Below are 25,545 nucleotides of genomic sequence, written 5' to 3' on the forward strand. Positions count from 1 at the left end.
GTTTACGCCTCCATTAACAATAATTCTGGGTCGTTCAATAACTTTTTGATATGATTCAATGCATGTTGAGCAGTTGCTCCATCAATCATGCGGTGATCAAAGCTCAGTGATAATGCCAGAACTGGAGCGGCGATAATTTCCCCGTCGCGTACAATTGCTTTTTCGGCAATGCGTCCAATCCCTAGAATGGCAACTTCTGGATGATTGATAACAGGTGTGAACCATTGACCGCCTGCGGAACCGATATTCGTAATGGAGCAAGAAGCACCTTTCATTTCGTTAGGAGCCAATTTGCCGTCACGGGCTTTCGTCGCTAATTCGTTAATTTCTTGTGAAATAGCAAAAGTTGATTTACGATCTGCATCTTTTACAACTGGAACGAGCAGTCCTTTGTCTGTGTCTGCAGCAATTCCGATATTGTAATAGTGTTTATGGATAATCTCACTAGCTTCATCATCAAATGATGTGTTAAGCATAGGGAATTCACGCAATGCACTTGTTAACGCTTTAACAACATAAGGTAGGAATGTAAGCTTGATTCCTTTTTGTGCAGCAATTTCCTTGAATTTCTTACGGTGAGCAACCAATAGCGTCACATCGACTTCATCCATTAATGTTACATGCGGAGCTGTCTGCTTGGACTTAACCATTGCTTTTGCGATCGCTTTTCTCATACCGCTCATTTTCTCACGAGTTTCAGGATATTGCCCTTCTGGAATTGAAACTTTTTGTTTTTCGGTTGTTTCCGTATCATTTTGTTGTGAAGCTTCACTTTGAGCTGCCGGTTGCTGTGGAGCGGTTTTGCCGTTTTTGAAAGCATCAATGTCTTCCTTCATGACGCGGCCGTTATCCCCAGAACCAGTGATCTCACGAATATTTACCCCTTGTTCGCGTGCATATTTCCTGACAGAAGGCATGGCGATAATACGACGTGAAGGATCTGCCTCAACCTGTGGTTGTGCTCCCGCGCCCGTTACTCCGCTATTTTCTTGAACCGGAGCAGCCTCTTTCTTGACTTCCTGTCCAGCTTCAGCAGTTGCTTGAACCTGGGCCTCCGTATTCTTCTCGCCTTCTGCCTTCGCTTCTTCTCCATGATCCCCTTTAAACTGAAGATTTTCATAACCTGGAGCATCGAATGTTACAAGTACATCGCCAACAACGGCAACCGTTCCTTCTTGAACAAGGATTTCTTCAACGGTACCTTCCACCGGTGATGGGATTTCAACAACGGCCTTATCGTTTTGAACCTCGCAAAGCACGTCATCTTCTTGTATCTTATCTCCTGGTTTTACAAACCATTTCACTATTTCACCTTCGTGTATACCTTCTCCGATATCAGGGAGTCTAAATTGGAATGCCACTGAGTTCAACCTCCTATATTAAATCATACTTAGTGCTTTGAATAAAGTCCTTTATCTTGCATTACCGTTAATGCAAAATCACTTTCCCAAGCAGGACATTCATTCCATTACTTAAGATTGTTAAAACTTCAAGACTTTAGTCGCCGTTTCAATAATGTCTTTATAATTAGGGAGCCATACTGTTTCAGCTTGTGAAAACGGGAATACCGTATCAGCTGCCGCTACGCGCAGTACTGGAGCATCCAAGCTCAAAATGGCACGTTCGTTAATTTCCGCTACGACATTCGCTGCTATACCAGCTTGCTTTTGTGCTTCTTGAACAACGATAGCGCGTCCTGTTTTTTCTACAGAAGCAATGATTGTATCGATATCCAATGGTGATACAGTCCGCAAGTCGACCACTTCGACGGAATGACCATCCTTAGCCAATTCCTCAGCTGCCTTGATGGATTCCTGCACCATCGCACCATAAGTAATAATGGATAAATCCGTTCCTTCTCTTTTCACATCCGCTTTTCCTAATGGAATTGTATATTCTTCTTCAGGAACTTCCTGACGGAAAGAACGGTACAATTTCATGTGCTCAAGGAAAATGACAGGGTCATTATCACGAATTGCTGAAATCAATAAGCCCTTTGCATCGTAAGGAGTGGAAGGGATAACTACCTTTAACCCTGGTTGCTGAGCCATTAAGCCTTCTAAGCTATCAGCATGCATTTCCGGAGTATGCACTCCGCCCCCAAAAGGTGAGCGAATTGTAACCGGTGCACTGTAACGTCCGCCTGAACGGTAGCGCATACGAGCAAGCTGACCGCTTACGGAATCCATTACTTCATATACAAACCCAAAGAATTGAATTTCAGGAACAGGACGGAAACCTTGTAAAGAAAGACCGACCGCCAATCCACCGATTCCAGATTCAGCAAGAGGTGTATCGAATACACGATCTTCACCGAATTCTTTTTGAAGATTTTCCGTTGCACGGAAAACCCCTCCATTAAGACCTACATCTTCTCCAAAAACGAGTACATTCTCGTCATTTTTAAGTTCTGTACGTAATGCTTCTGTAATTGCTTGAATCATCGTCAATTGAGCCATGGCTTACTTCGACTCCTTCTCTTTATAAATTTCATATTGTTCTTTTAAGTTATAAGGCATTTCTTCATACATGATTTCAATTAGGTCTGTAACCTTTTGTTTAGGTTCTGCATCAGCCAATTTGATTGCTTCTTTAATATCGTCTTTGGCTTTCTCTATCGTTTCGTTTTCTAATTCTTCATTCCAAAGTTTTTTGCTTTCCAAGAACTTGCGGAAACGAACCAATGGATCTTTCAGTTCCCACTCGTTATCCATTTCGGAAGTACGGTAACGTGTCGGGTCATCCCCAGCCATCGTATGTGGTCCATAACGGTAAGTTAATGTTTCAATCAATGTAGGGCCTTCACCATTGATCGCACGTTCACGCGCTTCTTTAACGGCTGTATAAACGGCCAACGCATCCATACCATCAACCTGGATTCCAGGAATACCTGCAGCCACACCCTTTTGAGCCAATGTTTTCGATGCTGACTGCAAATCAACTGGCGTAGAGATTGCGAAACGGTTATTTTGCACGATGAAGATAGCTGGCGCTTTAAATGCACCTGCAAAGTTAATCCCCTCATAGAAGTCACCTTGTGAAGTTCCACCGTCACCCGTATATGTAATGGCAACAGCTTTTTTACCGCGTTTCTTCAACCCAAGAGCCACTCCGGCAGCTTGGATATATTGAGCGCCGATAATGATTTGAGGAGAAATTACATTGACGTCTTCAGGGATTTGATTTCCCTTAAAATGACCCCGGGAGAATAAGAATGCTTGCCAAAGCGGCAGGCCATGCCAAACGATTTGCGGAACATCACGATAACCAGGTAAAATGAAATCTTCCTTTTCCAGAGCATACTGGGAAGCGATTTGAGAAGCTTCTTGACCGGCAGTCGGTGCATAGAAACCTAATCTTCCTTGACGGTTCAGTGATATGGAACGTTGGTCCAAGATGCGTGTATAAACCATACGGCGCATTAATTCTTGCAATTGTTCATCACTTAATTCAGGCATAGCCGCTTCATTCACGACTTCTCCCTCTTCATTTAAAATTTGAAAAGTTTCAAATTGTTCTTCTACTTTCTTAAGCTGATCCTGAACATTAATTTTAGCTTGTTTAGTTTTTTGAGCCATTTGGCACCTCATCCTTTCATTAAAAAGGTTTGCTATTATTATTCTATAAAGCAAAAATAGTTTGCTTTTTAGTTTCTGCAACAATACATTCTTTTATTTTTCCCTTAAGACCAATCCTCAAACGTGGATATGCTTAATATGTCTCAATCTTATTCTGTACCATAAAAAAAATCAAGGAAAATGATACAAGAATTTTTATAAATTAAGTTTACAAGATGAATTATTATCAAGTCAATCACTTGGAGTTCCTTATAATTTTTGATTAATAGAATTTCCAATACTCATACTTCTTCTCTGTATTAGTTTTCAATTTACAACTGTACTATTAAATTTCCCGTATTTATCAATTTAAAGGTGGCGAAGGATAACATTTCAATTCCCCAGCATATCCCATCGATTCCAAAACCGCTTTAACTAAAGGCATTTGAGCCTTTAAGATAATATTCCGAAAAAATAATCAAACGCTTTCATCTAAGTCTGCTGTTAGATTTTTAATTATCGTTTTTTTTTAGTACAGGTATGAAAATTTCACATCAGGCTGGTTGCCAAAAAAATGACCATTCTAAAATTTCCCAGCTCAAAAATGAACTGGATTAAAAAAATATGGGCTGTGAGTGAGGATCACAGCCCATCATTATTTATATTATTTTGTTGAATCCGCCATTTCTATGCCGGAACTATTATAAAAACTTTCTTTTTTTTGATTTGATTTTTCCGTTAATGCATTAAATTCCTCATTCGCTTTCAAAACTTTTGAATAAGAGGTATTTATTTTCTCGATTTGCACTTGTAATTCATCCATTTTCAAATCCTCTTTTTTGAAAAGATCATATAATTCACGATCATAAGCGAGACTTTGTTGATAGGCATCATATAAATCATCATAAGTGCTATAGCGCTCACTCATGATCTTTTTCATTTCAGTCGCTTCTTTTTTTATCTTTTCATCCTCTATTTTCCCGATTTGTTCATCTATTTGATTGAATTGTTCTTTTGAGGATTGCATACGGCTTTGTTCCTTTTCAATTATTTTTTCCCTTTCGTCGATATTCTTGGTTGCTTCATCTGAAAGCTCGACGATCTGTTCATAATCATCCAATCCAAGTTTAATGATTTTCTCATATTTTTCTTTTTCCTTTTTCTCCAAATCATTAAGCGGCTCTTGATTCTCGGTGAAACCACTTTCCTTTTCTGCAGTTTTCTCCAGGATTTTGTGGATTCTTTCTTCCGGTGAACCATTAAAACAACCAGTCAAGATCACTAAAGAAAGAAGTAAGATAACAAATGGACCAAAACGTTTCAACATAGCCAACTCCTTCTGATAGTTCTTCGAAGATTCATGTTCCTCAATACATTCTTAAGCCGCAGACAATTTGTTTCAATCATATTCCGAACAGGTTTTTTTCATTACTGGGCGCTAGCCTACACCCTTTAAACCATACTGCATAGGCTGTAGGGACCGTTTCAAATGAAAATGGTCAGCATTTTAATAAATACAAAAACGGAGGTATGAAATTATGTATGGAGGTTTCAACCAAGAATGTTGTTATCCGGTTTCCGCTGCACCTAGCTATGGATATGGCGATGGTGGAGGCTGCGGCTTTGGAAGCGGCTTTGCCCTGATCATTGTCCTGTTCATTCTGTTAATCATCGTCGGCGCGTGCTTATGCTAACCAGGTAATTACTATTACCTTTACCCGAAAATGTTAACGATTTACCCTGATTCACAAAAAATGATAATATTTTTTAAATAGACCAACATGCAATTAAAATAATGGCAGGGATAGGAAATCATCGACTTGACTCCATCCCCTCCATTTTTCTTTCATTAAACCATTCATTAACTTTCAGCCTTTTTTTTGTTAAAATAACCCTATACATACTATAAGAATTTTTATGGGGTGAAAGATTATGCTTACCATGGATGATTTTGTTAATGAAGACGACCCAATCTTAAGGCAAGTCGCGGTAGAGGTTCCGCTTCCGGCATCAAATGAAGATAAGCAACTTTTAGCCAGCTTGATGGAATATGTCCAAAACAGCCAGAAACCTGATATTGCCGCTCTATACGGGTTAAGGGCAGGAATTGGCTTGGCCGCACCACAGGTTAATGTTTCAAAAAGGATGATTGCGGTTCACTTAAAAGAAAAGGATGATCAACTTTATAGCTATGCACTTTTCAACCCTAAACTCGTTAGCCATTCAGTCGAAAAAGCATACTTGACATCCGGAGAAGGCTGTCTTTCCGTAAATCGTCCCGTTTCCGGCTATGTGCCACGTTATGCCAGAATAACGGTTGCGGGTACGGACCTGGAAGGAAAACCGGTTCAACTCCGCCTGAAAGGCATCGCAGCCATTTGCTTTCAACATGAAATCGACCACCTTAATGGTATCATGTTTTATGATCATATCAATCCGGAAGACCCCTATGCCATTCCGGAAAATTCAATTGCGGTGGAAAGGTAACGTAATAAGCAATACCCCCGTCTGTTGGTTGACGGGGGCTTTATTTTTTATATCAGTTCAAGTTCCTTCAAACCAAAAAGTATGCCATCATCATCGACATCCTTCGTTACAAAGTCGGCCTCTTGCTTCACAAGCTGACCGGCATTCCCCATAGCCACGCCATATCCCGCTACTTTTAACATCTCTATATCGTTTAAGCCATCTCCAAAGGCGTAAACATCCTCAAGAGCAAACCCGACTTTTTCCATTAATATTTTAATGCCTTCAGCCTTTGAACCCCCGAATGGAAGTACATCCGTCGAATACTCATGCCATCTAATGAAGTGAAAATCATCATATTTCCCAACAAAGTTCCCTTCTTCATCTTCCGAGCAGAATAATAAGGCCTGGTATATATCATGATCCACATAAAAATCCGCTACATGTTCAGGGTGGGGAAACTTAAGGCTGCTTAATGCTTCTTCAATTCTGCTATGATGTGGAACACTCGATTTCATGGTCTCCTCATTCATGAAAACGATCGGTATTTCATTTTTTTCAGCATGTTCGTGAAGGCGTTTTATCTCAGGTATGCTTAAAGGGTTTTTATAAACGACTTTCCCTTCAAAAACAACGTATTGTCCATTGAAACTTACGAATGTATCGATGCCAAGCTCTTCCCTTAAAGACTCGAACATGAACGGAGCCCTTCCTGTGGCAATCGCTACAAAGACCCCGCTATCCTGCAGTTGCTTAATGGCTTCTTTTGTTGAAACAGGTAACTTTTTTTCATGATCAAGCAATGTTCCGTCAATATCAAAGAATACGATTTTCACTTACGATTCACTTCCAATTCATTCATTTTTTCCTTTTTAATATGTACCCATTTAATAATTGTCATCAAGATAAGTCAAGTAACTCTACCGGATCCAACTCAAAGTTACGTTTTTTATTCAGGAATGGGCATATACTATCCTTAATAGAAACCAACTCAGGCTTTCCAGATTACACTTCTCCCACTCTTCGGTCTCTTATATCCCAGTTGCTTGTTTGAAAGAGCCTTTTTTTTCAAAAATGGGCCATGTACCTGTAAAGACGTATTTACATTATTGAATAATCCTATACAATAATAACTAAGGGAGCGTGATCGCCATGTTAAAAAAGCTTCGTAAAAAGCTTGCTAAACAGTGGAATGATCTTTTAAGAAAAAAATCTATCGCATGATTTGCCATTCATTACTGCCTTGGCCGTCATCCATATGCGAATTTTTTTCGGACAGCCCTTCAAAAACTTGCGGAGGGCTTCTTCCTTGTTGTAAAGTTCTTGTTAGGCATTCTTTCTATCTTGGCTTTTATTTGGTCAGGTGAATACATATTTCAATCAATATATGAGTTGCTGTGTTTTCTGAAAAGCTGTACACAGTGGTACTGTATTAACTTAGAAAGAAATCGTTTACGAAAAAAGATCCCATGATTTAAGTTTTACACATGGCAAAAACGGATAGGATATAAGATAGAGGAAGCTACAATTGGATTGATACCAGATTCGGCCATCTATTTTTTTATATACTTTTAGACATTGGTATATTTAATTCATCAAACCCCTTCCGTTTTTATGGCGGAGCTGGGTTTATTTTTACATGATGTTGAAAAACATGAAAAAATTGTTGTTTTTATATATAATGAAAAAAGCAATGCAAACAAGTGAGGAGAGATTAAAATGGTTTTTAAGGTATACTATCAAGTAACCATATCAGAGGTTCCCATCAGGGAGAATACTAAAACAATGTTTGTCGAAGGTGAATCCGTTCGTGACGTTCGTTTAAAATTAAAAAAAGAACCTTATAACGTAGAAATCGTACTACCCGTAACCGGAGCATATTTAGAATATGAAAAACAAAATGAAGATTACAAAGTATTGGAGCTATAATTTATGAAATTCGTAAAAAACGATCAAACAGCTGTATTCGCCCTGGGCGGTTTAGGCGAAATCGGTAAGAACACATATGCTGTACAGTTTCAAGATGAAATCATCATCATTGATGCTGGAATTAAATTTCCTGAAGATGAACTCCTCGGTATTGACTATGTGATTCCAGATTACAGCTATTTAGAGAAAAATGTAGATAAAATCAAAGGTGTCTTCATTACCCATGGTCATGAAGACCACATTGGTGGGATTCCTTATTTACTTAGAAAAGTGAATGTCCCTGTATACGGCGGGAAGCTTGCACTTGGACTGCTTCGTAATAAGTTGGAAGAACACGGCCTTTTACGTCAGACAACCATGATTGAAATCAGTGAAGATGAAGTGATCAAGTTCCGGAAAACGTCCGTCTCCTTCTTCCGTACAACTCACAGTATCCCTGACTCATATGGAATCGTCGTAAAAACCCCACCTGGACAAATTGTCCATACTGGTGATTTTAAATTCGACTTCACCCCAGTGGGTGAGCCTGCAAACCTGACCAAGATGGCTGAAATCGGTAAAGAAGGTGTTTTGTGCTTACTCTCGGATAGCACAAATAGTGAAGTGCAGAACTTTACTATGTCCGAAAGCCGTGTCGGTGATACCATTCAAGACATTTTCCGCAAGGTTGACGGCCGGATTATTTTTGCAACGTTTGCATCGAACATCCATCGCCTACAGCAAGTTGTGGAAGCAGCCGTGGCTAACGGCCGTAAAATAGCCGTTTTTGGCCGAAGCATGGATTCAGCCATATCAATCGGACAAGATCTTGGTTATATCGTTGCGCCTAAAGATACATTTATTGATGTACAGCAATTGAATCGTATGCCTGCGAATAAAGTAACCATCCTTTGTACAGGCAGCCAAGGTGAACCAATGGCAGCACTATCGCGCATAGCGAACGGCACTCACCGTCAAATTCAAATCATTCCTGGTGATACGGTAGTATTTTCATCTTCACCCATCCCAGGTAACACAATCAGTGTTTCCAGAACGATCAATCAATTATATCGTGCAGGAGCAGACGTCATTTCAGGTCCTCTTAATGACATTCATACATCAGGACATGGCGGACAGCAGGAACAAAAGCTTATGCTCCGTTTGATAAAACCAAAATTCTTCATGCCAATCCATGGTGAATACCGTATGCAAAAACTGCATGCCCGCCATGCAGTCGATTGCGGCGTTCCGGAAGAAAATTGCTTTATCATGGATAATGGTGAAGTTCTTTCCTTAAGTGAGAACACAGCTCAAATCGCTGGTAAAATCCCTTCAGGTTCGGTTTATATCGATGGAAGCGGCATTGGGGATATCGGTAATATCGTTCTCCGTGATCGTCGGATTCTTTCCGAGGAAGGCCTTGTCGTTGTTGTTGTCAGCATCAATATGAAGGAATTCAAAATTGCATCCGGTCCTGACATCATCTCTCGCGGATTTGTTTATATGAGAGAATCAGGAGACCTTATCAGCGATGCTCAATCCTTGATCACAAAGCATTTAAATAAGGTGATGGATCGCAAAACTACACAATGGTCTGAAATCAAAAATGAAATTACAGACACTCTATCTCCATTCCTATATGAAAAAACGAAACGCCGTCCGATGATCCTGCCGATCATCATGGAAGTGCAATAAATAATAGAAGAAGCCCAGCCATCATTTGGCTGGGCTTCTTTTGTTTAGGTTTGTAAATCCCCAACCTTGAATTCCACTCCAGACACACAATTTCCGCGGCTGTCCGGGAAGCTCCCCGGATCCTTAGAAGCCTGTGGGTTCTACCTGGACACTTTACTCCCGCAGGAGTCTCGAATACCCGCTCCAATCAACTTTGTTTTAACAGTAGATAGAACTCCTTTTGCCTACAGTCTTTTTTGTTTTAAAAAAGGATTGTTAAAACTTGAGGTGACAAGGATGCTTGAATAGATTTTCTATTGCGTCTTAATGGAAAACATCCGAAAGTAAGCTGATACGAAGCATGTATTTGTTGATTCCACACTGCGGAAAGCCAGTGCCGGAAACACGAGTTTATCAAGTATGCAGAAATAAAAAGGGGATTGAAAAATTGTCGATGCAGGCTATTCTCTATAACTCCTTAAGATCCAATTAAAAAACAAAAAGGTTTCGGAATGAGGCCATTCCGAAACCTTTTTGTTTTTTAATTGATAAAAGCGCTACTCGATTTTAGCAGGACGCTTACTTATTCCACAATTTTCTTTTCAAAGCGATTGATGTCCGAATCCGCGCCGATGACGATCAATATATCACCTTTATGTATTAAATCGCTCGCCTGTGGGGAAACATTAATTTCGTTCCCTCTTTTGATTGCGACTATATTCAGTCCGTAGTGGGCACGGATATCAAGGTCAATTATCGAGTTTCCATTCATCTTTTGGCTTGCAACAATTTCGACGATGGAGTGTTCATCAGAAAGCTCCAAATAATCGAGAATATTATTGGAGACGATATTATGGGCAATCCTTCTCCCCATATCCCGCTCGGGGTGCACGACAAAGTCGGCCCCGATTTTACGAAGAACCTTCTCGTGATAATCATTTTGCGCTTTAACCGTAACATTTCCGACACCCAATTCCTTAAGCATGAGAGTCGTCAATATACTAGCCTGAATATTCTCGCCAATCGCTACAATGACGTGATCAAAATTTCTAATCCCTATATTCCTTAGTACATTTTCATCTGTCGTATCCCCTACTACGGCATGTGAAGCTATTCTGGCAAATTCATTCACTCGATCTTCGTCGGCATCGATAGCCAGAACCCCTAATCCTTCTTCAGCTAATGTCTTGACTATGCTGCCGCCAAAACGGCCAAGTCCAATCACCGCAAATTCTTTTTTCACAATAAGCCCTCCAACGTCATTCGTTCTTTCTTTAGAGCATGTACTGCACTGAAAATCATTTTTATGCTTCGCTTCCTTTAAACGTTATATAATCCGTTAAGTGATCGATCGCGAGTTCAATCGCTTTTTCATCCGGGCTTAACTTGGCGTGATGCAATCCGTATTCCGATGAGACCCCCAGCCAGAACATGAATCCTGGAATCTCCTTTAACATATAACCAAAATCTTCACCAGTCATTGCTTCAGTACATTGATGCAAATGAACAGAAGTTGACTTCTCTGTGAATTCCATGAATTCCCGGGTCAACCGTTCTTCATTATATACCTGGTGATACATCGCGCCATAGTCGATTTCAGCCAAGCACTCATATCCTACTTGTATACCATCCACAAGCGCTTTTATCCTAGACTTGACCTTTACCATCGATTCGGGGTTAAGAGTGCGTATTGTGCCCTCTAACCTCGCTGTCTCCGCAATAATGTTTTGAACGGTGCCTCCAGTAATCTTCCCAACTGTAATGACAGCTGAATCTAGCGGATTGACATTCCTGGAAACGATTGTTTGAAGCTGCCCTACAAGCGAGCAGGCCGCAATGACCATGTCATTTGTTTCGTGCGGATAGGCTGCATGTCCTCCTTTCCCCCTCAAATCGATGAATAACTCAGATGTATTGGCAAATAGAAGCCCTTCTTTAACGGCAATCGTCCCAACTGGATACTCCGGAGCAATATGTAAAGCAAGAATCATATCAGGCTTCCATTTTTTCATCGTTTCCGACTTAAGCATTGGTTCAGCTCCGCCAGGACCCTCTTCTGCAGGCTGGAAGATGAACAGCAAGTCATCATCGATCGGATTTTCCGTGAAATATGTCAACAATCCCAAACCTATGCTCATATGAAAATCATGACCGCAGGCATGCATATATTCCTCGTGGTTGGATGCAAACGGCAATCCGGTTTCCTCTTTTATCGGCAAACCGTCTATATCAGCTCTGTAGCCAATGGTTTTTCGCGGGTTCATCCCCTTCACTTTCACGAATACCCCAGTTCGCCAAGTTTCTATTTCCATTCGCTCCTGGGCCAGATTCGTTATGTAATTCAGTAGGTATTGCTGCGTCTTGAATTCTTTGAACCCTATCTCCGGTATTTGATGCAAATCACGCCGGATCTTGGCAAAAGGATTTATTTTCACATTATTCCCTCCCTATACAGAAAGCGTGGATATAGTTATCCACGCTTCAGGCAATATTCACTAAAGAAATTAAAGTTGACGAAGTTCTTGCATGATTTCTGTTTTTGATTTTGTTTTTTCGTCAATTTGTTTAATGACCCTCGCCGGGATACCAGCAGCCACGGAGTATGGAGGAACGTCTTTCGTTACGACCGCACCAGCAGCAACAACGGAACCTTCTCCGATTTTGACACCTTCCAGTACGACCGCATTGGCTCCGATCAATACATCATCTTCCAAAATGACCGGCTGTGCGGAAGGCGGCTCGATGACACCTGCTAAAACGGCACCAGCACCTACGTGACAGTTTTTGCCCACTGTTGCACGTCCGCCCAGTATTGCGTTCATGTCGATCATTGTACCTTCACCGATGACAGATCCAATATTGATTGATGCACCCATCATGATGACTGCGTTATCCCCAATGGAAACTTGGTCACGGATTATTGCGCCCGGCTCGATACGGGCTTTGATGCCTTTTAGGTCCAATAAAGGAATGGCAGAGTTACGACGATCATTTTCAACTACATAATCCTCGATTTTTGTTCCTGCTGCCTTGATCGCTTCTTCGATTTCAGACCACTCACCGAATACAACCCCTGTATTTCCTGTTATGAAAGTTTTAGAAGCTGGACCAAAATCCAGGCCTTCTAAATCGCCTTTGACATATACCTTTACAGGTGTGGATTTTTTACTATTCGAGATAAAAGAAATAATTTCGTTTGCATCCATTTTATTCATTCCGGGTAAACCTCCTAAATATGTATCATTACTCGTTTTAAATTTACCAGACAACAGCCGGCAAGACAAGTTGAATGTCACTCATATATATTATTCTGCCCTATTGACATTTTCGTCGGCGGACCTATAACATTCCTTGGTCGCGAATATGCTCTTTAACCACTTCCGTGAATGCCTGGACTTGCTTTAACTGGAAGGCAGATTCATAGCCGCAAAGCCATGTATCACGTTCGATTGAGTGGTTATGCCCATCCAGTAGAGGGATTTTAAATACATTCGTATCTTTATCATGTAAAGTGATGGCTGGCAGGATCGCATATCCAATACCATTAAACACCATTTGTTTGCATGTTTCGATTTGATCAACGACTATGGTGTTTTTTGGTGTCGTTTGAAATTGCCGATGCCACCAATCTTGGATTTCCTGATAATAATTCGAATCGCTTTTAAACTGAATGAATGGACGGTCCGTTTCGAACACTTGATTCAGTTCCTTCATTTCAGTATCCACCAAATACAGCATATCCGTGAATAAATGCTGTTTTACGCCTTTCCAATCCGGTGCTCCCCTTATGATGCCAATATGCACTTGCCCTTCATACAAAGACTTTAAAATCTCACTGCTCCAGCCAGTGATCAAGGAAATTTTTGCATACGGATATTTTCGGACGAACTTTTTCAATACTTGCGGCAGCCAATTTTGACCGACAATCGAGGCACAGGCTATTTTCAAAGTGCCATATACTTCATGGTCCATGGCTTGAATACTTTCCCTGACCTTCTCTTCTTTTTCTATAACCTCGTTGGCCAAACGAATTACCGCTTCGCCTGCAGGCGTCAGTGACAGCCCTTTTTGAGAACGCAGAAACAGTTTCGAGCCCCAATCCTTTTCTATTGATTGTAAACGCTGGGATAAAGCCGGCTGGGAAACGAACAACCGCTCAGCTGCTTTTCTCATATTCATTTCCTGAGCAAGCACTGATAATAAATGAAATTCTGAAAATGACATACACACCAACCTCTTGATAATTAATTCTTATCATAATGATTTAATTTATTTAAATTTTATTATCAACAAAGTCCTCTTATAATACAAGAGAAAAGAAACGGAGTGAATATCCTTTGACAATCATTTTATTGCATGCCATCAGTTTTGCAGCATCCTTTGTCGGCACATTGGCAGAAAGCGGCGGTCTCATGAGCATGCCGTCCCACTTTTGATAGGTCTACCCATTCACCAGATTATAGGATAGTCAAATTCCCCAATACGTTTCCTTCTTTTTCTAGTTTTTAAATTTTACTCAAGAAAAAGCAGCTAAAATTGAAGGAGACCCTCCAGTTAATCCCATTTGCCCTTTTTTGGTGGCTTATGCGGCGGCCCGCTTGCTAATTCATTCTCCGAGAAGGCAATGAATTTGTTAGCCTTCTGCCTTTTGACTGCCGCTTTGATCGCTTTTCATCAAAAAACCGCGACCTTCAGATGAATCGGATTGGCATCTCCCAATAAAAGTTTATCCATCCCTATTCGGAATCAGTGTCTATGACGAAATGTTCGGACCGGGACAGGCGACCATGCTCATGTATACCTTTTTAAGAAATGGCGCCACCTACCTTCAATCACTGGACTTTACTAGATTCCAAACTTTCATTAGCTGTACACAGGCATTCATTACCTATTTCATGGCCGGTAACATTGCAGGGGGAATTGCCCTTTATTACACGTTCGGTTCCCTGATTGGATCACAGCTGACCTTGCGTGTGGCTCAAAAAATCTCCACTGGACAGTTGAAATTCATTTTACATTCGTTCACGATTCGCATAATTGATTCAATTGGTCATCAGGGTTGCGTAAGGGAAAATCCATTTAACGAGCCATCCCTTTTCCTATGCCTTCCTTTTATCCCTTATTCCTCCTTAGCCTCGTTAGTAACAGGAAGCTGATTACAGAGAAGACTAGAACAATGAGATAAATCGTCTGTAAAGACAATGTAAGTCCTTCCTGTAAAACATTTACCACATTTTCAGGAAGCGACGTGCGTTCTTCACTGTTCAACAATTTATTTGCCGTATCTATCGACACTCCCGATCCGGCCGGAGCATGCTCGTTCAGATAGGCGTGAAGCCTCATATTCATGATTCCTCCAAGTAATGCAGCACCTACAGTATTTCCTAAATTACGCATGAACATATTGGAAGCTGTCGCAATACCCCTTCGTTCCCAGCTGACAGTTTTTTGAATGACGACAATGAATGAGGTAGAAGTCAAGCCCATGCCTACACCGACAAAGAAGGATCCCATGGCGGCGATAATGGGCCCAGCTTCCGGCTTCATCCATACTAGGATCAGACTCCCAAGGATCAATGAACACCCTCCAAGAAGGGAGGTTGATTTAAATCCTATTTTCAACAATAACTTGCCTGACACCATAGATGCGATCGGCCAGCCAATTGACATGGCTGTCAATGTAAAACCAGCTACCGTAGGTGAGCGCTCCATCACGCCCTGAACGAATGTGGGGAGGAAACTTGATAATCCAATCATCATCACCCCTGTCGTCAAGGATACTAGGTTCGCAATCAGAATGGAACGCTCCTGCCAGATTTCAAATGGCATCATCGGTTCGGGTGCTTTCTTTTCCTGAAGAATGAATAGGATAAAGGTGATGATGGCCACTAATGCCAAGGATATGACCGGAGCTGAAGTCCATGACCATTTTACTCCTCCTTCTACGAGCAGCACCATGAGAGTGGATATGGACAATGTCAATAGCGTTGCACCTAGGTAATCGATATCACGTTTTTTCTTTTCGATATTTTCATGAAGGAATATCCAAATTCCAATAAAAGATAGTACGCCCAAAGGGATATTAACCCAAAAGACAAGTTTCCAAGTCAGGGATTCAACGAGCAAGCCGCCCAACGCTGGCCCCATGACCGCAGAAATGCCCCAAACGCTCGATAGATACCCTTGAACGCGTGCCCTCTCTTCATTTTTATAGATATCACCAATAATTGTCGAGGCTACAGGTGCTACAGCTCCCGCCCCAAAGCCTTGTACAAAGCGATAAATGATGAGTTCCGTCATTGAATTGGCAAAGCCGCAAAGAAGGGAGCCGCTTAAAAAGACAACGATTCCAAATAATAAGACGGGTTTTCTCCCGAGTATGTCCGATAGCTTTCCGTAGATCAAAACTGTTACGGCGTTCATTAACAAATAGCCTGAAAACACCCAGCTGTATAGTGAAAAACCACCTAAATCACTAACAATGGCCGGCATTGCCGTCGAAACGATCGTTCCTTCAATAGCATTCATAAACATCGCCAACATGATGGCAGCCAATATGAAGGGCCGTTTCAATTTTTTATTCTGCACATTTGCACTATCCATTGCATGGCCCAATTTTTGCATCCTCTCCTAATAGATCCTACCTGTTAATAGACTTCACCACTAACTGGATCAAATATGTAAAAAAACAAGAAAACTCGCCAACTGGCGAGTCTTGAGGTTAACCGTCATTTTATGCCTTGCTTATTTATCAGGTGTATTTTGTTTAAATACTTTTTTCAAGATTGCCCTTCTTGTTAAGATGCCTTCAAATACATGTTCGTCATTCTCTACACAGACAAACGGATGATCAATCAACAATTCCACACCCTTGGTCAATGTATCTTCAATATGAAGGCGAGGTATTTCTATATTCATTATTTCGGAAACTTTTTTATGCTCAAGATTATCAAATTCAATTCGTTCCAGTCCCAAGATTGAATCGAGAATGACTGGTGTGCTAATTAAACCATGCAGTTTATACATCGGATCTAACACAGGAATGGCCGTATAACCGCTCTTTGTTAATACCAATAGTGCATGTTCTAAGTTATTGGTTACCTGCACGTGGGCCACGCGTTCAGAAGAAATCATTAAGTCTTTAACGCTGGATTCCAATAAATCCCCATCATGAGTACCGATCATGTTAAAACCCCTTACCATATGTTTTTATATACAGCTCTTTCTATAGTTTAACATATGTAAGCAGAAAAGGCTCATTCCTAGACCAATAAAATCCCAATTGGCGGGATTCGTGAGAGACCCTTAGCCCTTACTAGTTTTGATGTTAACCTGCTTAAAACCGCATTCCGGGCATTGATAAATCACATTTTGGTTGGATTGTGCCGTTAATACATTTTCCATTTCCCTTTCCTCACCGCATTCCGGGCATATTACCATCGGATTTTTCATTTACATCCCTCCAACTAATAAGATGTCGTAAAAATCACTACTTCATTCAATAAAAATTGACCGTTTTTCACAATAAAAAAGCCGCTTCCAATGGAAGGCGGCTTTTTGTGTTTTTTTAAGATTGAAGAAGATCAATGATTTCAATGGTAATCATATCAATATTATCAAATTGATATTTTGATGATTTCCCTTTATCACTGTATACTTCAAGCTCGAACATTTCTGTTTTGCTGAAATATGTAACCTGGCACTTTTTCACACCATCTATTTCAAAAAAACGTTGAGCAGATTCAGATTCCTTCGCTTGCTCTTGAAGACTTTTCAATCTGGTAAGGATGCCCTGTAATTGAGACATACTCCCTCTCCTTTCTGAATAAAACCTTTTCGATAGGTTTCACTATACCATACTTTTCTATCCAGTAGCCACGCGGAAATAAATTCAGAATAATTTAAAACTTCATTCTTTACATGGCACTATTAACAGAATAAAATAAGGAATGGATTTTGTACATGAAAAATTTTCTGGGGGTAGATTCTGTTGCAAAACATTAGTGAGCTTGGTTTTCGAATTTCATTGATTGATGGTTTTGATTTGGATAGAAGAAATCGTACAGGAACATATGTAATTGCCGATGAGGACATCACCTTAGTCGAAACTTCCGCCAGCCCTTCCATCCCCCACTTAATGAAGGGGCTCGAACATTTGGGAATCGCCCTCGAAGATATTACATATATCATTCTTACCCATATTCATTTGGACCATGCAGGTGGAGCTGGACTTTTTCTACAGCATTGTCCGAATGCAAAAGTGATCGTCCACCCAAAAGGCGCAAGGCATCTAGAAGATCCGACGCGTTTGATCGCTGGGGCTAAAGCAGTCTATGGTGAAGAATTCAACAAGCTTTTCGATCCGATATTACCTATACCTTTTGAAAGAATGCTGATTAAACAAGATAGGGAATCCCTAAAAACAAGTGATACTTCCACGTTGACCTTTTATGATACGCCAGGGCACGCGAACCATCATTTAAGTATATACGATTCGGTTTCAAAAGGGATGTTTTCAGGTGACACCGTAGGCATCTATTATCGTGAACTCGATGAAGAAGGTTTGGAATTTTACTTACCGTCCACATCGCCAAACCAATTTAATCCCGACTCGATGCTCGCTGCAGCGGAATTGTATGAAAGCATCGGCGTCGAACGTATATATTTTGGCCATTACGGCGTATCGGAAAACCCTAAGGAAGTATATAAACAACTTCATTACTGGCTGCCTAAATTTGTGGAGACTGCCAAATCGGCATATAGGGAATACGCTAGCTTCGAGGATCAAGTGGCAGCAACCAGTAAAAATATTTTCACGGAAGTAGCTGTTCATTTAGGCGAAAAAGGAATCACTGCTGATCATCCAGTTTTTGAAATCATTGCCATGGACTTGAATGTTTGTTCCATGGGATTGATAGACTATCTTGTAAAACAGGAGAAAGATCGGTAAAACGTCCCTTGAGGTTTATCCCTATTCAAATGTCTTGGCATTCTCTATAATGAAAAAGTACCTTACTAAAGCATATATGGAGGAATGAAATGAAAGACGTTACACTCTATACCCAACCTGATTGCCCTCCCTGCAAAATCATGAAAATGTTCTTTGATGATAATAATATAGTATACAAAGAAAAAGATATTAAAGCAGATGGGCATGCACGTAAAGAACTAACCAATAGATATGGGGCTTATTCCACACCAACGGTCGTCATCGACGGGAAAGCCATTATTGGTTTTGAATTGGACGAAATAAAAAAGGAATTGAATATATAACAAAAAGCCTAGAGAAGGCTGTGGCCTTCTCTAGGCTTTTTCATTTCAGCTTCCTTTAAAAATCCCCAATTCTATTTTCTGTTTTCATACTTTACATCCGTTACCTTCCAAGCTCCATTTTCCTTTTTCAAAGTAACTGCTTCAACATGTTTTTCCATCGATACAGGTCCGTCCCCATTGTCCTGGAATTCTTCCTGAACATAAATGACATCACCATTTTTCCCATATACAATTTCCGTATTCTTATCGTAACTGAAGAAAGGGATATAATACGGAGCAAAATCTGAACCAAATGCGGTATAACCGCCATCCACTTTCACTACATTCGCTTGGACGAACTTCTCGATGAAATCACCAGTGAAATGTTTTTCCAACTTCCCTTCAATCGCTTCCTTAGAACGTACTTCCTCACTGATCGAAACCTGATTCTCCATGGCATCATGTATTAAAGATAGTACTTCCTCTCTATGTAAGCCCTCCGCCGAAGCAGTGACCTCCCCACTTAAAAATAAAAGGACGCTGGCAAGACATGCAACTAAATACTTACTCATTACAATCATCTCCTCGTTATAGAATTTCTCCTAATGATTCGGATTTTTGCCTATGTCTTTCAATACCCGTCCAGATCAAAGCCAAACTACAAAATCAAACCTTGAACCCATCGCCCATTTTTCACAATAAAAAAGAAGATTTCATGATATTGAAATCTTCTTCTTACAACTATCGAAAAGCATAGTAAAAAATAAAACCGGCAACCAAAATCGTCCCAATAAATAGAGAAACGAATATCGGGTTCTTTAAATAAGGATGTTCCTTAACTGAATCATCGATAGTCGAATCATAACTGGCTTTCACTTTCTGTGCCCTTGCTACAGAATAAGTATAAAAGAGCAGATATAACGCCATGACTGTAACGATTATGATTAGAATCCAGATGTACGTGCTCAAAATATGTCTCCTCCAAGCGCATCATTTCTGCTTATCGTTACACATTTAAAGCGATTATATTCATGAATCGTTTTTTATAATAGTGCTTCATTTTCATATAAATAACTATAAGAAAGATCACAGAAAATATATTCTTTATTATTCAGTGGATAGGAAAAGGTCCGAATGGTTTCCCCCGTTTCAATATCACTGTATAAATCGGATAGCCTTCCTTTTTTCTCGTTACGCATCTTTACAATATTTTCGAGGAAATAAGGTCTCCAGCTCCAATTTTTATTCATATAACTCGGTTGGACTATCCATTGACCGTCCTTATGGAGGATATTGGGGGATTTTTGATACCCCTCTTCATCACATATATATAGACGAAAACATATGGAATCCAATTTTTCCGCCAAAACTCCGAGAAACTCTTCATGGGAGCCGGCCCGCTTATGATGTTTTAAGAAGTTTTGCATATTCTCGTTGAATTGCAAAGTCTTTTGATAAACGGCTTCAAGCTTCTTGGTCTCTAAAGAAATGAAGGACTGGCATTCTTGATGGAATTTTTCACGAAGTAAATCTTTATTAATGAATTCGCCCTCCGGTTTCGCCAAGAAATACCCTTGATAATACCGTCCCCCATTCTTCCATGCAAAGCGAAGCTGGTATTCGGATTCAATGTTCTCAAATAGTAAGTTGGCGCCGATTTTACGTGCGAGCATGCTTAAAGAAAACAGGATGACCTGATAGGCATCTCCACCTGAGATGCGAAGCTGGTCCAGGTTAACTTTTAAAATATTCGGAGAAATCTGTGCGATTCGGTCCAGTTGTGTATCTTGTCCTAAATGATCTAAAGCTATCTTAATCCCATATGTTTTAAAGTAAGCAAGCACATGCTGCAGAGGATCTAAGTTTTCCGGACTGATCGTGTCTGATAATTCCAACACGACCCGGTGCATTTCCTCCGGTTGAAAATGACGATGTAAAATCTCCATGAATTCTTCGCCATGATCCAGCATAAGCAAATTAGGATCTCTGTTGATAAAGATAAGAAAATCTTCACCATAGTCCTTTATTCTCTCCAAGGCAATTTCAAGTACGTAATTATCCACTTCCACCCTATACTCTTCCGGCACTGCAGAATCGTGAAAAAATGGGCCAAGGCTTTTATATTCAGATTGTTCCTCATAGCGCCCTAGAATTTCATACCCGATTACCTGATGTTGATCTGCACTGAAAATCGGTTGAAAGAATGGTGTCACCCTGTCTAAATTCTTTAATATCTTTTCTGTATCCATGATGCATCTTCCCCCTAATTACGAAAACACCAATATGCCAAAATTATACCATTAGTTTCTTGCATTGATAATAAATAATTTTAATTCCTACTGCATAACTCTTTTTTCAATACACTAAAATTCCCCATTCATCCTATCGTTTTGAAAAGAAATACATTGAAAAGGCATTGTCCGGAACAATGCCTACCATTTTTTATGGTTTGTAAATGAACGCTGATTTCCTCTCCAGGCACTCGCTTTCCGCGGGCGGTCCGGGAGCCTCCTCGGCGTCTTTGCGCCTGCGGGGTCTCCCCTGGCCTCGCTTTTCCCGCAGGAGTCTCGAACACCCGCTCCAATCAACTTTGTTTAACTCTTAGATAGAGCCCTTTGCCTAAAGTCTTCATGGTTTTAAATAGAATTAATAAAACTAGATATGACAGGATGCATATCTTTGTCATCATCAAGATATAAAACCTATATATGCTAACGTAAAGAAACGATTGAGCTTGTATCCGCAGGTGCAAAAGAAAAGCATGGTATGCATTGAATACCTTAAGGGGACTTAAAAAATTGTCGATTGCTGCGATGCTTACTTTCGCTGCGATTAATTTAAAGAAACTGAAGGCATTGTCCATAAATGGAACAATGCCTTCAGTCTGATCAAAAAGGGAAGAACCATGGTATCGTGATCACCATGATAACGCCAATGAAAATCTGTATGGATATCCCGAGCATGATAAAATCTTTATGCTTGTAATCACCTGCCGTCATGACAAGCGCGTTGGTAGTGGCAACCCTTGGAGTGGATAACGCCAAACTGCCAGCAACGGCAAGGCATAGAAACACAGGAAGTGGATCGATTCCTTGATTAACCGCAGATGTCAGGGCGATGGGCGTCATGATAACCGTCGCGGCTCCATACGGGATGAATTGGCTCAGGATCAGTGTCAGGAGGTAAAAGACCGCTAAAGTGCCGTGTGCTCCGATATTACTGAATAAAACGGCGAGCCAATCACTTATCATTCTCACTCCACCCGTATTATCCAATGCAGCCGTTATTCCGAACATGGCGGCTATCAATAGCACAGGTTCCCAGTTAATCTTTTGGTAAGCATCCTCCATCGAACGGACACAGCCAGTAACCACCATCAATAATGCGGCCGTCAATACCGACAGTACAGCAGGGACGGATTCCATCGATAAAAGAATGACCATCAAAGCAGTGATTCCCAAGGCAATCCACGCTTTGCCCCTGGAATTCACCGGAGAGCCATCTTCCGATGTACTCCCAATAACGATGACATCCTGCAAATCCGAGGAAATCCTTTCAATGTTCTCCCATTCTCCATGTATCAGGATTGCATCCCCCGGTTTCAGGCGTTCCGTTCCGACATCCGCTTGAATATATTCACCATTCCGATTGATTGCCAGTACATTACATTGGTATTTCTCACGAAAATGGACATCTATCAAAGTTTGATTTTCATAATCCGAGTTCGGGACGATCAATATTTCCGTCAATCCAAATCTACTGCTAAGAAAATGTTTCTTTATTTGTTCGGTATTGAAATGTTTAAATTCCAGTTCATAGTTAAGTGCCAACCTCTCAACTGCTTCTTCTTCTCCAAACACCAAAATGATATCTTCAGGGTGAAGAACCTCATCCGCCCTGGCTGAAATCGTCTGCTGCCTTTGCAGCAGCGGCAGTTGCTTATCCTTTGGCTTCCGCTGGATTTCAATTAAAGTCAATTCATACTGAATAGGAAGCTGGAGGTCCGACAGCCTTTCCCCAACAATATCGGAAGTAGCGGGTATATGCAGATAATGCAATCGGTCATATACTTTGTACATGCCGGCAAGCTCCCCTGCCGACAGTCCCTTTACACTATTGTTCGCTGCAATGGTCTTCTCGGGAAGCAACAGGCGTCCGAGTGTCAACATGAAGAATACCCCTGCTGCAAAGGCGACTAAGCCCACAGGCGTAAAGTCAAAAAATGATAAATTCCCTATTCCATTTTGCCGTAGTACATCAGCGACGATCATATTGGAGGGAGTACCCGTAAGTGTTAATAGCCCTCCAATACTGCTTGCATAGGCAAGGGGCAATAAATACCTTGTAGGACTTGTTTTTTGTTGTAAGGCCATGCTCATGACGAGCGGTAGCAGTATGGAAACAATTCCAGTTCCGCTTAAAAAAGCACTTAATATTCCTGCTGTCAGCATGACGATAAGCAGCGATTTCCATTCACTGCCCCCACATAAACCCAACAACTTATTACCTGCTTTTTCAACGATCCCTGTATTTAACAGGCCTGCACCGACTATAAATAACCCAGCCAGCATGATGACCACTTGATTCGCAAATCCTGCCACTAGTTCATCCAATGTAAGAATCCCCAGTAACCCCAGAATGGATAGTGCACTAAGTGCAATTAAATCTGCTCGAAATTTTCCTTGTATAAAAAGCGCAATCGCGCATAGAAGTATAATCAGTGTAATAAACATTGGTTCGGTCATCATGTTACCTCCGTATAGATGTTCAATTTCAAACCGGATACGGTTTCATCAAACCCCAGTTTACATGTTTTTCATAAGCTTATAGAAGATATTTTCTTCAATTTATGTATATTGTTTGTTAGTATGAGGAAGTAACATTTTTATATTAGATAGGTTGATTAATTTGAATAAACCCATTTCCAGAAGAACATTCCTAAAGAAAAGTCTTGGTACTTTGGCTACCTTAACTGGTTTAGGTATTGGCGGAAACTATTATGCCCATAATTTGGAGCCGAAATGGTTGGAAACCAAGCATAAAATCGTCAGCCATCCGCTTATCCCAAAAGGTTTTCATGGCATGAAAATGGTCCAATTCAGCGATACGCATTTAGGCTTTCAATTTCAGCTTAAAGATTTACAAGCAATTGTCAATAAGATAAACGAACTGGACCCTGATGTCATTTTATTTACTGGAGATTTAATGGACCAGCCTAATAAATACAAGGCTCACCAGAAAATCCCTCTCGTTTTGAATCAGCTCAAAGCACCGCTTGGCAAATTCAGCATCTACGGTAACCATGATCATGGGGGATATGGCTCAGAAATTTACAGCGATATCATGGAAAAATCCCATTTCACCATGTTGCAAAATACTTCAGCTACGATAACCTTATTAACGGCTGAAGAAATAATCATTGCCGGTGTTGATGATGCCATGCTAGGAAAGCCGGATTTTGAAAAAGCCCTTTTCGGCATCCCGAAAGAAGTGTTCACCATCATGCTTTCACATGCACCTGACCTTGCCGACATATCAAGGACTTACGACATCCAGTATCAAATAAGCGGTCACAGTCATGGAGGTCAAGTGCAAATTCCCTTCGCCGGTGCCCTGGTAACTCCCCCATACGCTGAAAAGTACCGGGAAGGCACGTATGAAATCGATTCATTAACGTTACATGTTAATAGAGGCCTTGGCACTACCCGTCTCCCCTATCGTTTTCTTTCACGTCCGGAGTTAACTGTTTACGAATTCCAAGCTGAAAAATGATAGAAAAAGAACACAGGTGAAAACCGCCAGACTTATTAACAAAACCTGTGCGGATAAAACAACTAGTTGCCATGAATCATTTGTAATCGACTCTTATGAATTATAGCATTAGATGTATATCTGAGAAAACCAGGTTTTTTTTACCAGCACCCATGGTAATTGCCATAAAGGTTATACCGTACTTAAATACCCACATAGGAAAGTGCCGATACAACCTAAAACAGACACCGTTATATAGATAAGGCAATCTATATAACGGTGTTTTCTAATAAGTTCAAGTGTTTCCATACTGAATGTTGAAAAGGTCGTAAAAGCGCCCAGGAAACCTATCGTCAGAAAAACCTGCAAAGATAAAGCCCAGCTTTCTTTCTGTGGCAACACCATTCCCAGCCCAAAGGATCCTATAAGATTAATCAGTAAAATGCTAACGGGTATCGAGACGGCTGGCAATAGCCTATTAAAAATAATCTGCAAGACAAATCTAGAGGCTGCCCCACAAAAGCCTCCTATAAAAACTGAAAGAACCTCAATCAAAGAGCCTCACCTCTCCGTTTTTTAAACAGGCCCAGTCCAAGGAAACCAGCGGCCAAACCAAATAAAAGCGTGGCTCCAAGATACATTGCCGCCAATGGCAGAGAAGTCTGCAGGAGATTCACCACTTCCTGAGAAAATGTGGACATCGTGGTGAAACCGCCGCAAAACCCGCTGCCTAGCGCCATAAAAACCAACGATTTCTTTTTTGAGGCGAAATACCCATTTATCATTCCAAGTAAAAAGCTGCCTACTATATTTATTAAGAGGGTTCCAAGCGGGAAGAAGGAATGCCCGGCAGTCAAGATTACGTAATAACGCAATATCGCTCCAGCCGCTCCTCCAAAACCGACTGCAAAAATGCTTTTAAAGCGATCCATCAAGG

Annotated in this window: 27 protein-coding genes and 1 pseudogene; 9 read left to right on the forward strand and 19 right to left on the reverse strand. The window is 40.8% G+C overall.

Translation table 11 applies throughout. The features are described 5' to 3' along the window. Positions 1-2: 2 nt before the first annotated feature. The 4 genes from J7I90_RS04910 to J7I90_RS04925 all read right to left on the reverse strand — a co-directional run bounded on the left by J7I90_RS04910 (position 3) and on the right by J7I90_RS04925 (position 4,881). A complete protein-coding gene (locus J7I90_RS04910) occupies positions 3-1,361 on the reverse strand; it encodes a dihydrolipoamide acetyltransferase family protein (protein WP_214768728.1) in 1,359 nt (452 codons plus the stop codon). A gap of 120 nt (positions 1,362-1,481) precedes the next feature. Further along, on the reverse strand, positions 1,482-2,459 hold the full coding sequence (locus tag J7I90_RS04915; protein ID WP_034314063.1) for an alpha-ketoacid dehydrogenase subunit beta: 978 nt from the start codon (positions 2,457-2,459) through the stop codon (positions 1,482-1,484). Between the two features lie 3 nt (positions 2,460-2,462). After that, the gene (gene pdhA / locus J7I90_RS04920; protein ID WP_214768730.1) at positions 2,463-3,578 is read right to left on the reverse strand and encodes a pyruvate dehydrogenase (acetyl-transferring) E1 component subunit alpha; all 1,116 of its coding nucleotides are present in this window, start codon (positions 3,576-3,578) and stop codon (positions 2,463-2,465) included. A gap of 643 nt (positions 3,579-4,221) precedes the next feature. Next, on the reverse strand, positions 4,222-4,881 hold the full coding sequence (locus tag J7I90_RS04925; protein ID WP_214768732.1) for a YkyA family protein: 660 nt from the start codon (positions 4,879-4,881) through the stop codon (positions 4,222-4,224). A gap of 214 nt (positions 4,882-5,095) precedes the next feature. On the opposite strand from J7I90_RS04925, the gene J7I90_RS28030 reads away from it, so the two are divergent. Further along, entirely contained in the window at positions 5,096-5,251 is a 156-nt protein-coding gene (locus J7I90_RS28030; protein ID WP_063576945.1) for a YjcZ family sporulation protein, read from the forward strand. Between the two features lie 238 nt (positions 5,252-5,489). Further along, a complete protein-coding gene (gene def, locus J7I90_RS04935; protein WP_096338302.1) occupies positions 5,490-6,044 on the forward strand; it encodes a peptide deformylase in 555 nt (184 codons plus the stop codon). A gap of 47 nt (positions 6,045-6,091) precedes the next feature. Here def and J7I90_RS04940 read toward each other — a convergent pair whose 3' ends face one another. Next, positions 6,092-6,859, reverse strand: coding sequence for a Cof-type HAD-IIB family hydrolase (locus J7I90_RS04940; protein WP_214768734.1), 768 nt, complete (start codon positions 6,857-6,859; stop codon positions 6,092-6,094). Positions 6,860-7,742: 883 nt separating this feature from the next. On the opposite strand from J7I90_RS04940, the gene J7I90_RS04945 reads away from it, so the two are divergent. Together J7I90_RS04945 and rnjA are read left to right on the forward strand one after the other, a co-directional pair. Then, complete coding sequence (locus J7I90_RS04945) at positions 7,743-7,952, forward strand: DNA-dependent RNA polymerase subunit epsilon (protein ID WP_034314070.1); 210 nt, start codon at positions 7,743-7,745, stop codon at positions 7,950-7,952. A gap of 3 nt (positions 7,953-7,955) precedes the next feature. After that, positions 7,956-9,626, forward strand: a complete 1,671-nt coding sequence (gene rnjA / locus J7I90_RS04950; protein WP_034314071.1) for a ribonuclease J1 — start codon at positions 7,956-7,958, stop codon at positions 9,624-9,626. 562 nt (positions 9,627-10,188) lie between these two features. Here rnjA and J7I90_RS04955 read toward each other — a convergent pair. The 4 genes from J7I90_RS04955 to J7I90_RS04970 all read right to left on the reverse strand — a co-directional run bounded on the left by J7I90_RS04955 (position 10,189) and on the right by J7I90_RS04970 (position 13,829). Continuing rightward, positions 10,189-10,848, reverse strand: a complete 660-nt coding sequence (locus J7I90_RS04955) for a potassium channel family protein (protein WP_034314073.1) — start codon at positions 10,846-10,848, stop codon at positions 10,189-10,191. 61 nt (positions 10,849-10,909) lie between these two features. Then, the gene (locus J7I90_RS04960) at positions 10,910-12,034 is read right to left on the reverse strand and encodes an N-acetyldiaminopimelate deacetylase (protein ID WP_214770068.1); all 1,125 of its coding nucleotides are present in this window, start codon (positions 12,032-12,034) and stop codon (positions 10,910-10,912) included. A 75-nt stretch (positions 12,035-12,109) separates the two neighbouring features. Beyond that, positions 12,110-12,820, reverse strand: a complete 711-nt coding sequence (gene dapD / locus J7I90_RS04965; protein ID WP_034314078.1) for a 2,3,4,5-tetrahydropyridine-2,6-dicarboxylate N-acetyltransferase — start codon at positions 12,818-12,820, stop codon at positions 12,110-12,112. A gap of 124 nt (positions 12,821-12,944) precedes the next feature. Then, on the reverse strand, positions 12,945-13,829 hold the full coding sequence (locus J7I90_RS04970; protein WP_034314080.1) for a transcriptional regulator CcpC: 885 nt from the start codon (positions 13,827-13,829) through the stop codon (positions 12,945-12,947). Between the two features lie 449 nt (positions 13,830-14,278). Between J7I90_RS04970 and J7I90_RS04975 the strand changes: the two genes are divergently transcribed. After that, positions 14,279-14,761, forward strand: a complete 483-nt coding sequence (locus tag J7I90_RS04975) for a TSUP family transporter (protein WP_311380990.1) — start codon at positions 14,279-14,281, stop codon at positions 14,759-14,761. Here the strand turns inward: J7I90_RS04975 and J7I90_RS04980 are convergent. The 4 genes from J7I90_RS04980 to J7I90_RS04995 all read right to left on the reverse strand — a co-directional run bounded on the left by J7I90_RS04980 (position 14,718) and on the right by J7I90_RS04995 (position 17,412). Next, positions 14,718-16,208, reverse strand: coding sequence for an MDR family MFS transporter (locus J7I90_RS04980; protein WP_214770069.1), 1,491 nt, complete (start codon positions 16,206-16,208; stop codon positions 14,718-14,720). The genes J7I90_RS04975 and J7I90_RS04980 overlap by 44 nt on opposite strands. A gap of 141 nt (positions 16,209-16,349) precedes the next feature. Beyond that, positions 16,350-16,790, reverse strand: a complete 441-nt coding sequence (cbpB, locus tag J7I90_RS04985; protein ID WP_034314084.1) for a cyclic-di-AMP-binding protein CbpB — start codon at positions 16,788-16,790, stop codon at positions 16,350-16,352. Positions 16,791-16,910: 120 nt separating this feature from the next. Then, a complete protein-coding gene (locus tag J7I90_RS04990) occupies positions 16,911-17,057 on the reverse strand; it encodes a hypothetical protein (protein ID WP_094246583.1) in 147 nt (48 codons plus the stop codon). Positions 17,058-17,172: 115 nt separating this feature from the next. Beyond that, positions 17,173-17,412, reverse strand: a complete 240-nt coding sequence (locus J7I90_RS04995) for a YkuJ family protein (protein WP_214768737.1) — start codon at positions 17,410-17,412, stop codon at positions 17,173-17,175. A 183-nt stretch (positions 17,413-17,595) separates the two neighbouring features. Here J7I90_RS04995 and J7I90_RS05000 point away from each other — a divergent pair, with 183 nt between their 5' ends. Then, positions 17,596-18,555 carry an MBL fold metallo-hydrolase gene (locus tag J7I90_RS05000; RefSeq protein ID WP_214768739.1) on the forward strand — a complete coding sequence of 320 codons (960 nt, stop codon included), beginning with the start codon at positions 17,596-17,598 and terminating at the stop codon, positions 18,553-18,555. Positions 18,556-18,644: 89 nt separating this feature from the next. Beyond that, positions 18,645-18,878 carry a glutaredoxin family protein gene (locus J7I90_RS05005; RefSeq protein ID WP_214768741.1) on the forward strand — a complete coding sequence of 78 codons (234 nt, stop codon included), beginning with the start codon at positions 18,645-18,647 and terminating at the stop codon, positions 18,876-18,878. Positions 18,879-18,949: 71 nt separating this feature from the next. On the opposite strand, the gene J7I90_RS05010 is transcribed toward J7I90_RS05005, so the two are convergent. From J7I90_RS05010 to J7I90_RS05020, 3 genes are all read right to left on the reverse strand, one after another. After that, positions 18,950-19,429, reverse strand: coding sequence for a DUF3993 domain-containing protein (locus J7I90_RS05010; RefSeq protein ID WP_214768743.1), 480 nt, complete (start codon positions 19,427-19,429; stop codon positions 18,950-18,952). A gap of 169 nt (positions 19,430-19,598) precedes the next feature. Then, positions 19,599-19,826: a hypothetical protein gene (locus tag J7I90_RS05015; protein WP_034314096.1), complete on the reverse strand. Its 228-nt coding sequence runs from the start codon at positions 19,824-19,826 to the stop codon at positions 19,599-19,601. 74 nt (positions 19,827-19,900) lie between these two features. Further along, the gene (locus tag J7I90_RS05020) at positions 19,901-21,106 is read right to left on the reverse strand and encodes an EAL domain-containing protein (protein WP_214768745.1); all 1,206 of its coding nucleotides are present in this window, start codon (positions 21,104-21,106) and stop codon (positions 19,901-19,903) included. Between the two features lie 466 nt (positions 21,107-21,572). Here J7I90_RS05020 and J7I90_RS05025 point away from each other — a divergent pair. After that, a pseudogene (locus J7I90_RS05025) lies at positions 21,573-21,745 on the forward strand (transposase); the annotation flags it as partial. Here the strand turns inward: J7I90_RS05025 and J7I90_RS05030 are convergent. Beyond that, positions 21,746-23,602 (reverse strand): SLC13 family permease, encoded by a 1,857-nt coding sequence (locus J7I90_RS05030; protein ID WP_251025099.1) that lies wholly within the window; start codon positions 23,600-23,602, stop codon positions 21,746-21,748. Between the two features lie 163 nt (positions 23,603-23,765). Here J7I90_RS05030 and J7I90_RS05035 point away from each other — a divergent pair, with 163 nt between their 5' ends. Then, a complete protein-coding gene (locus tag J7I90_RS05035; RefSeq protein ID WP_214770071.1) occupies positions 23,766-24,629 on the forward strand; it encodes a metallophosphoesterase in 864 nt (287 codons plus the stop codon). A gap of 171 nt (positions 24,630-24,800) precedes the next feature. Here J7I90_RS05035 and crcB read toward each other — a convergent pair whose 3' ends face one another. Both crcB and J7I90_RS05045 read right to left on the reverse strand, forming a co-directional pair. Beyond that, entirely contained in the window at positions 24,801-25,163 is a 363-nt protein-coding gene (gene crcB, locus J7I90_RS28035; protein WP_214768749.1) for a fluoride efflux transporter CrcB, read from the reverse strand. After that, a complete protein-coding gene (locus J7I90_RS05045) occupies positions 25,160-25,540 on the reverse strand; it encodes a fluoride efflux transporter FluC (RefSeq protein ID WP_214768751.1) in 381 nt (126 codons plus the stop codon). Before J7I90_RS05045 ends, crcB begins: the two co-directional genes overlap by 4 nt. Between the last annotated feature and the right edge of the window lie 5 nt (positions 25,541-25,545).

The sequence above is a fragment of the Bacillus sp. ISL-57 genome (assembly GCF_018613135.1).
GTDB classification, from domain to species: Bacteria; Bacillota; Bacilli; order Bacillales; family DSM-1321; genus Peribacillus; species Peribacillus frigoritolerans.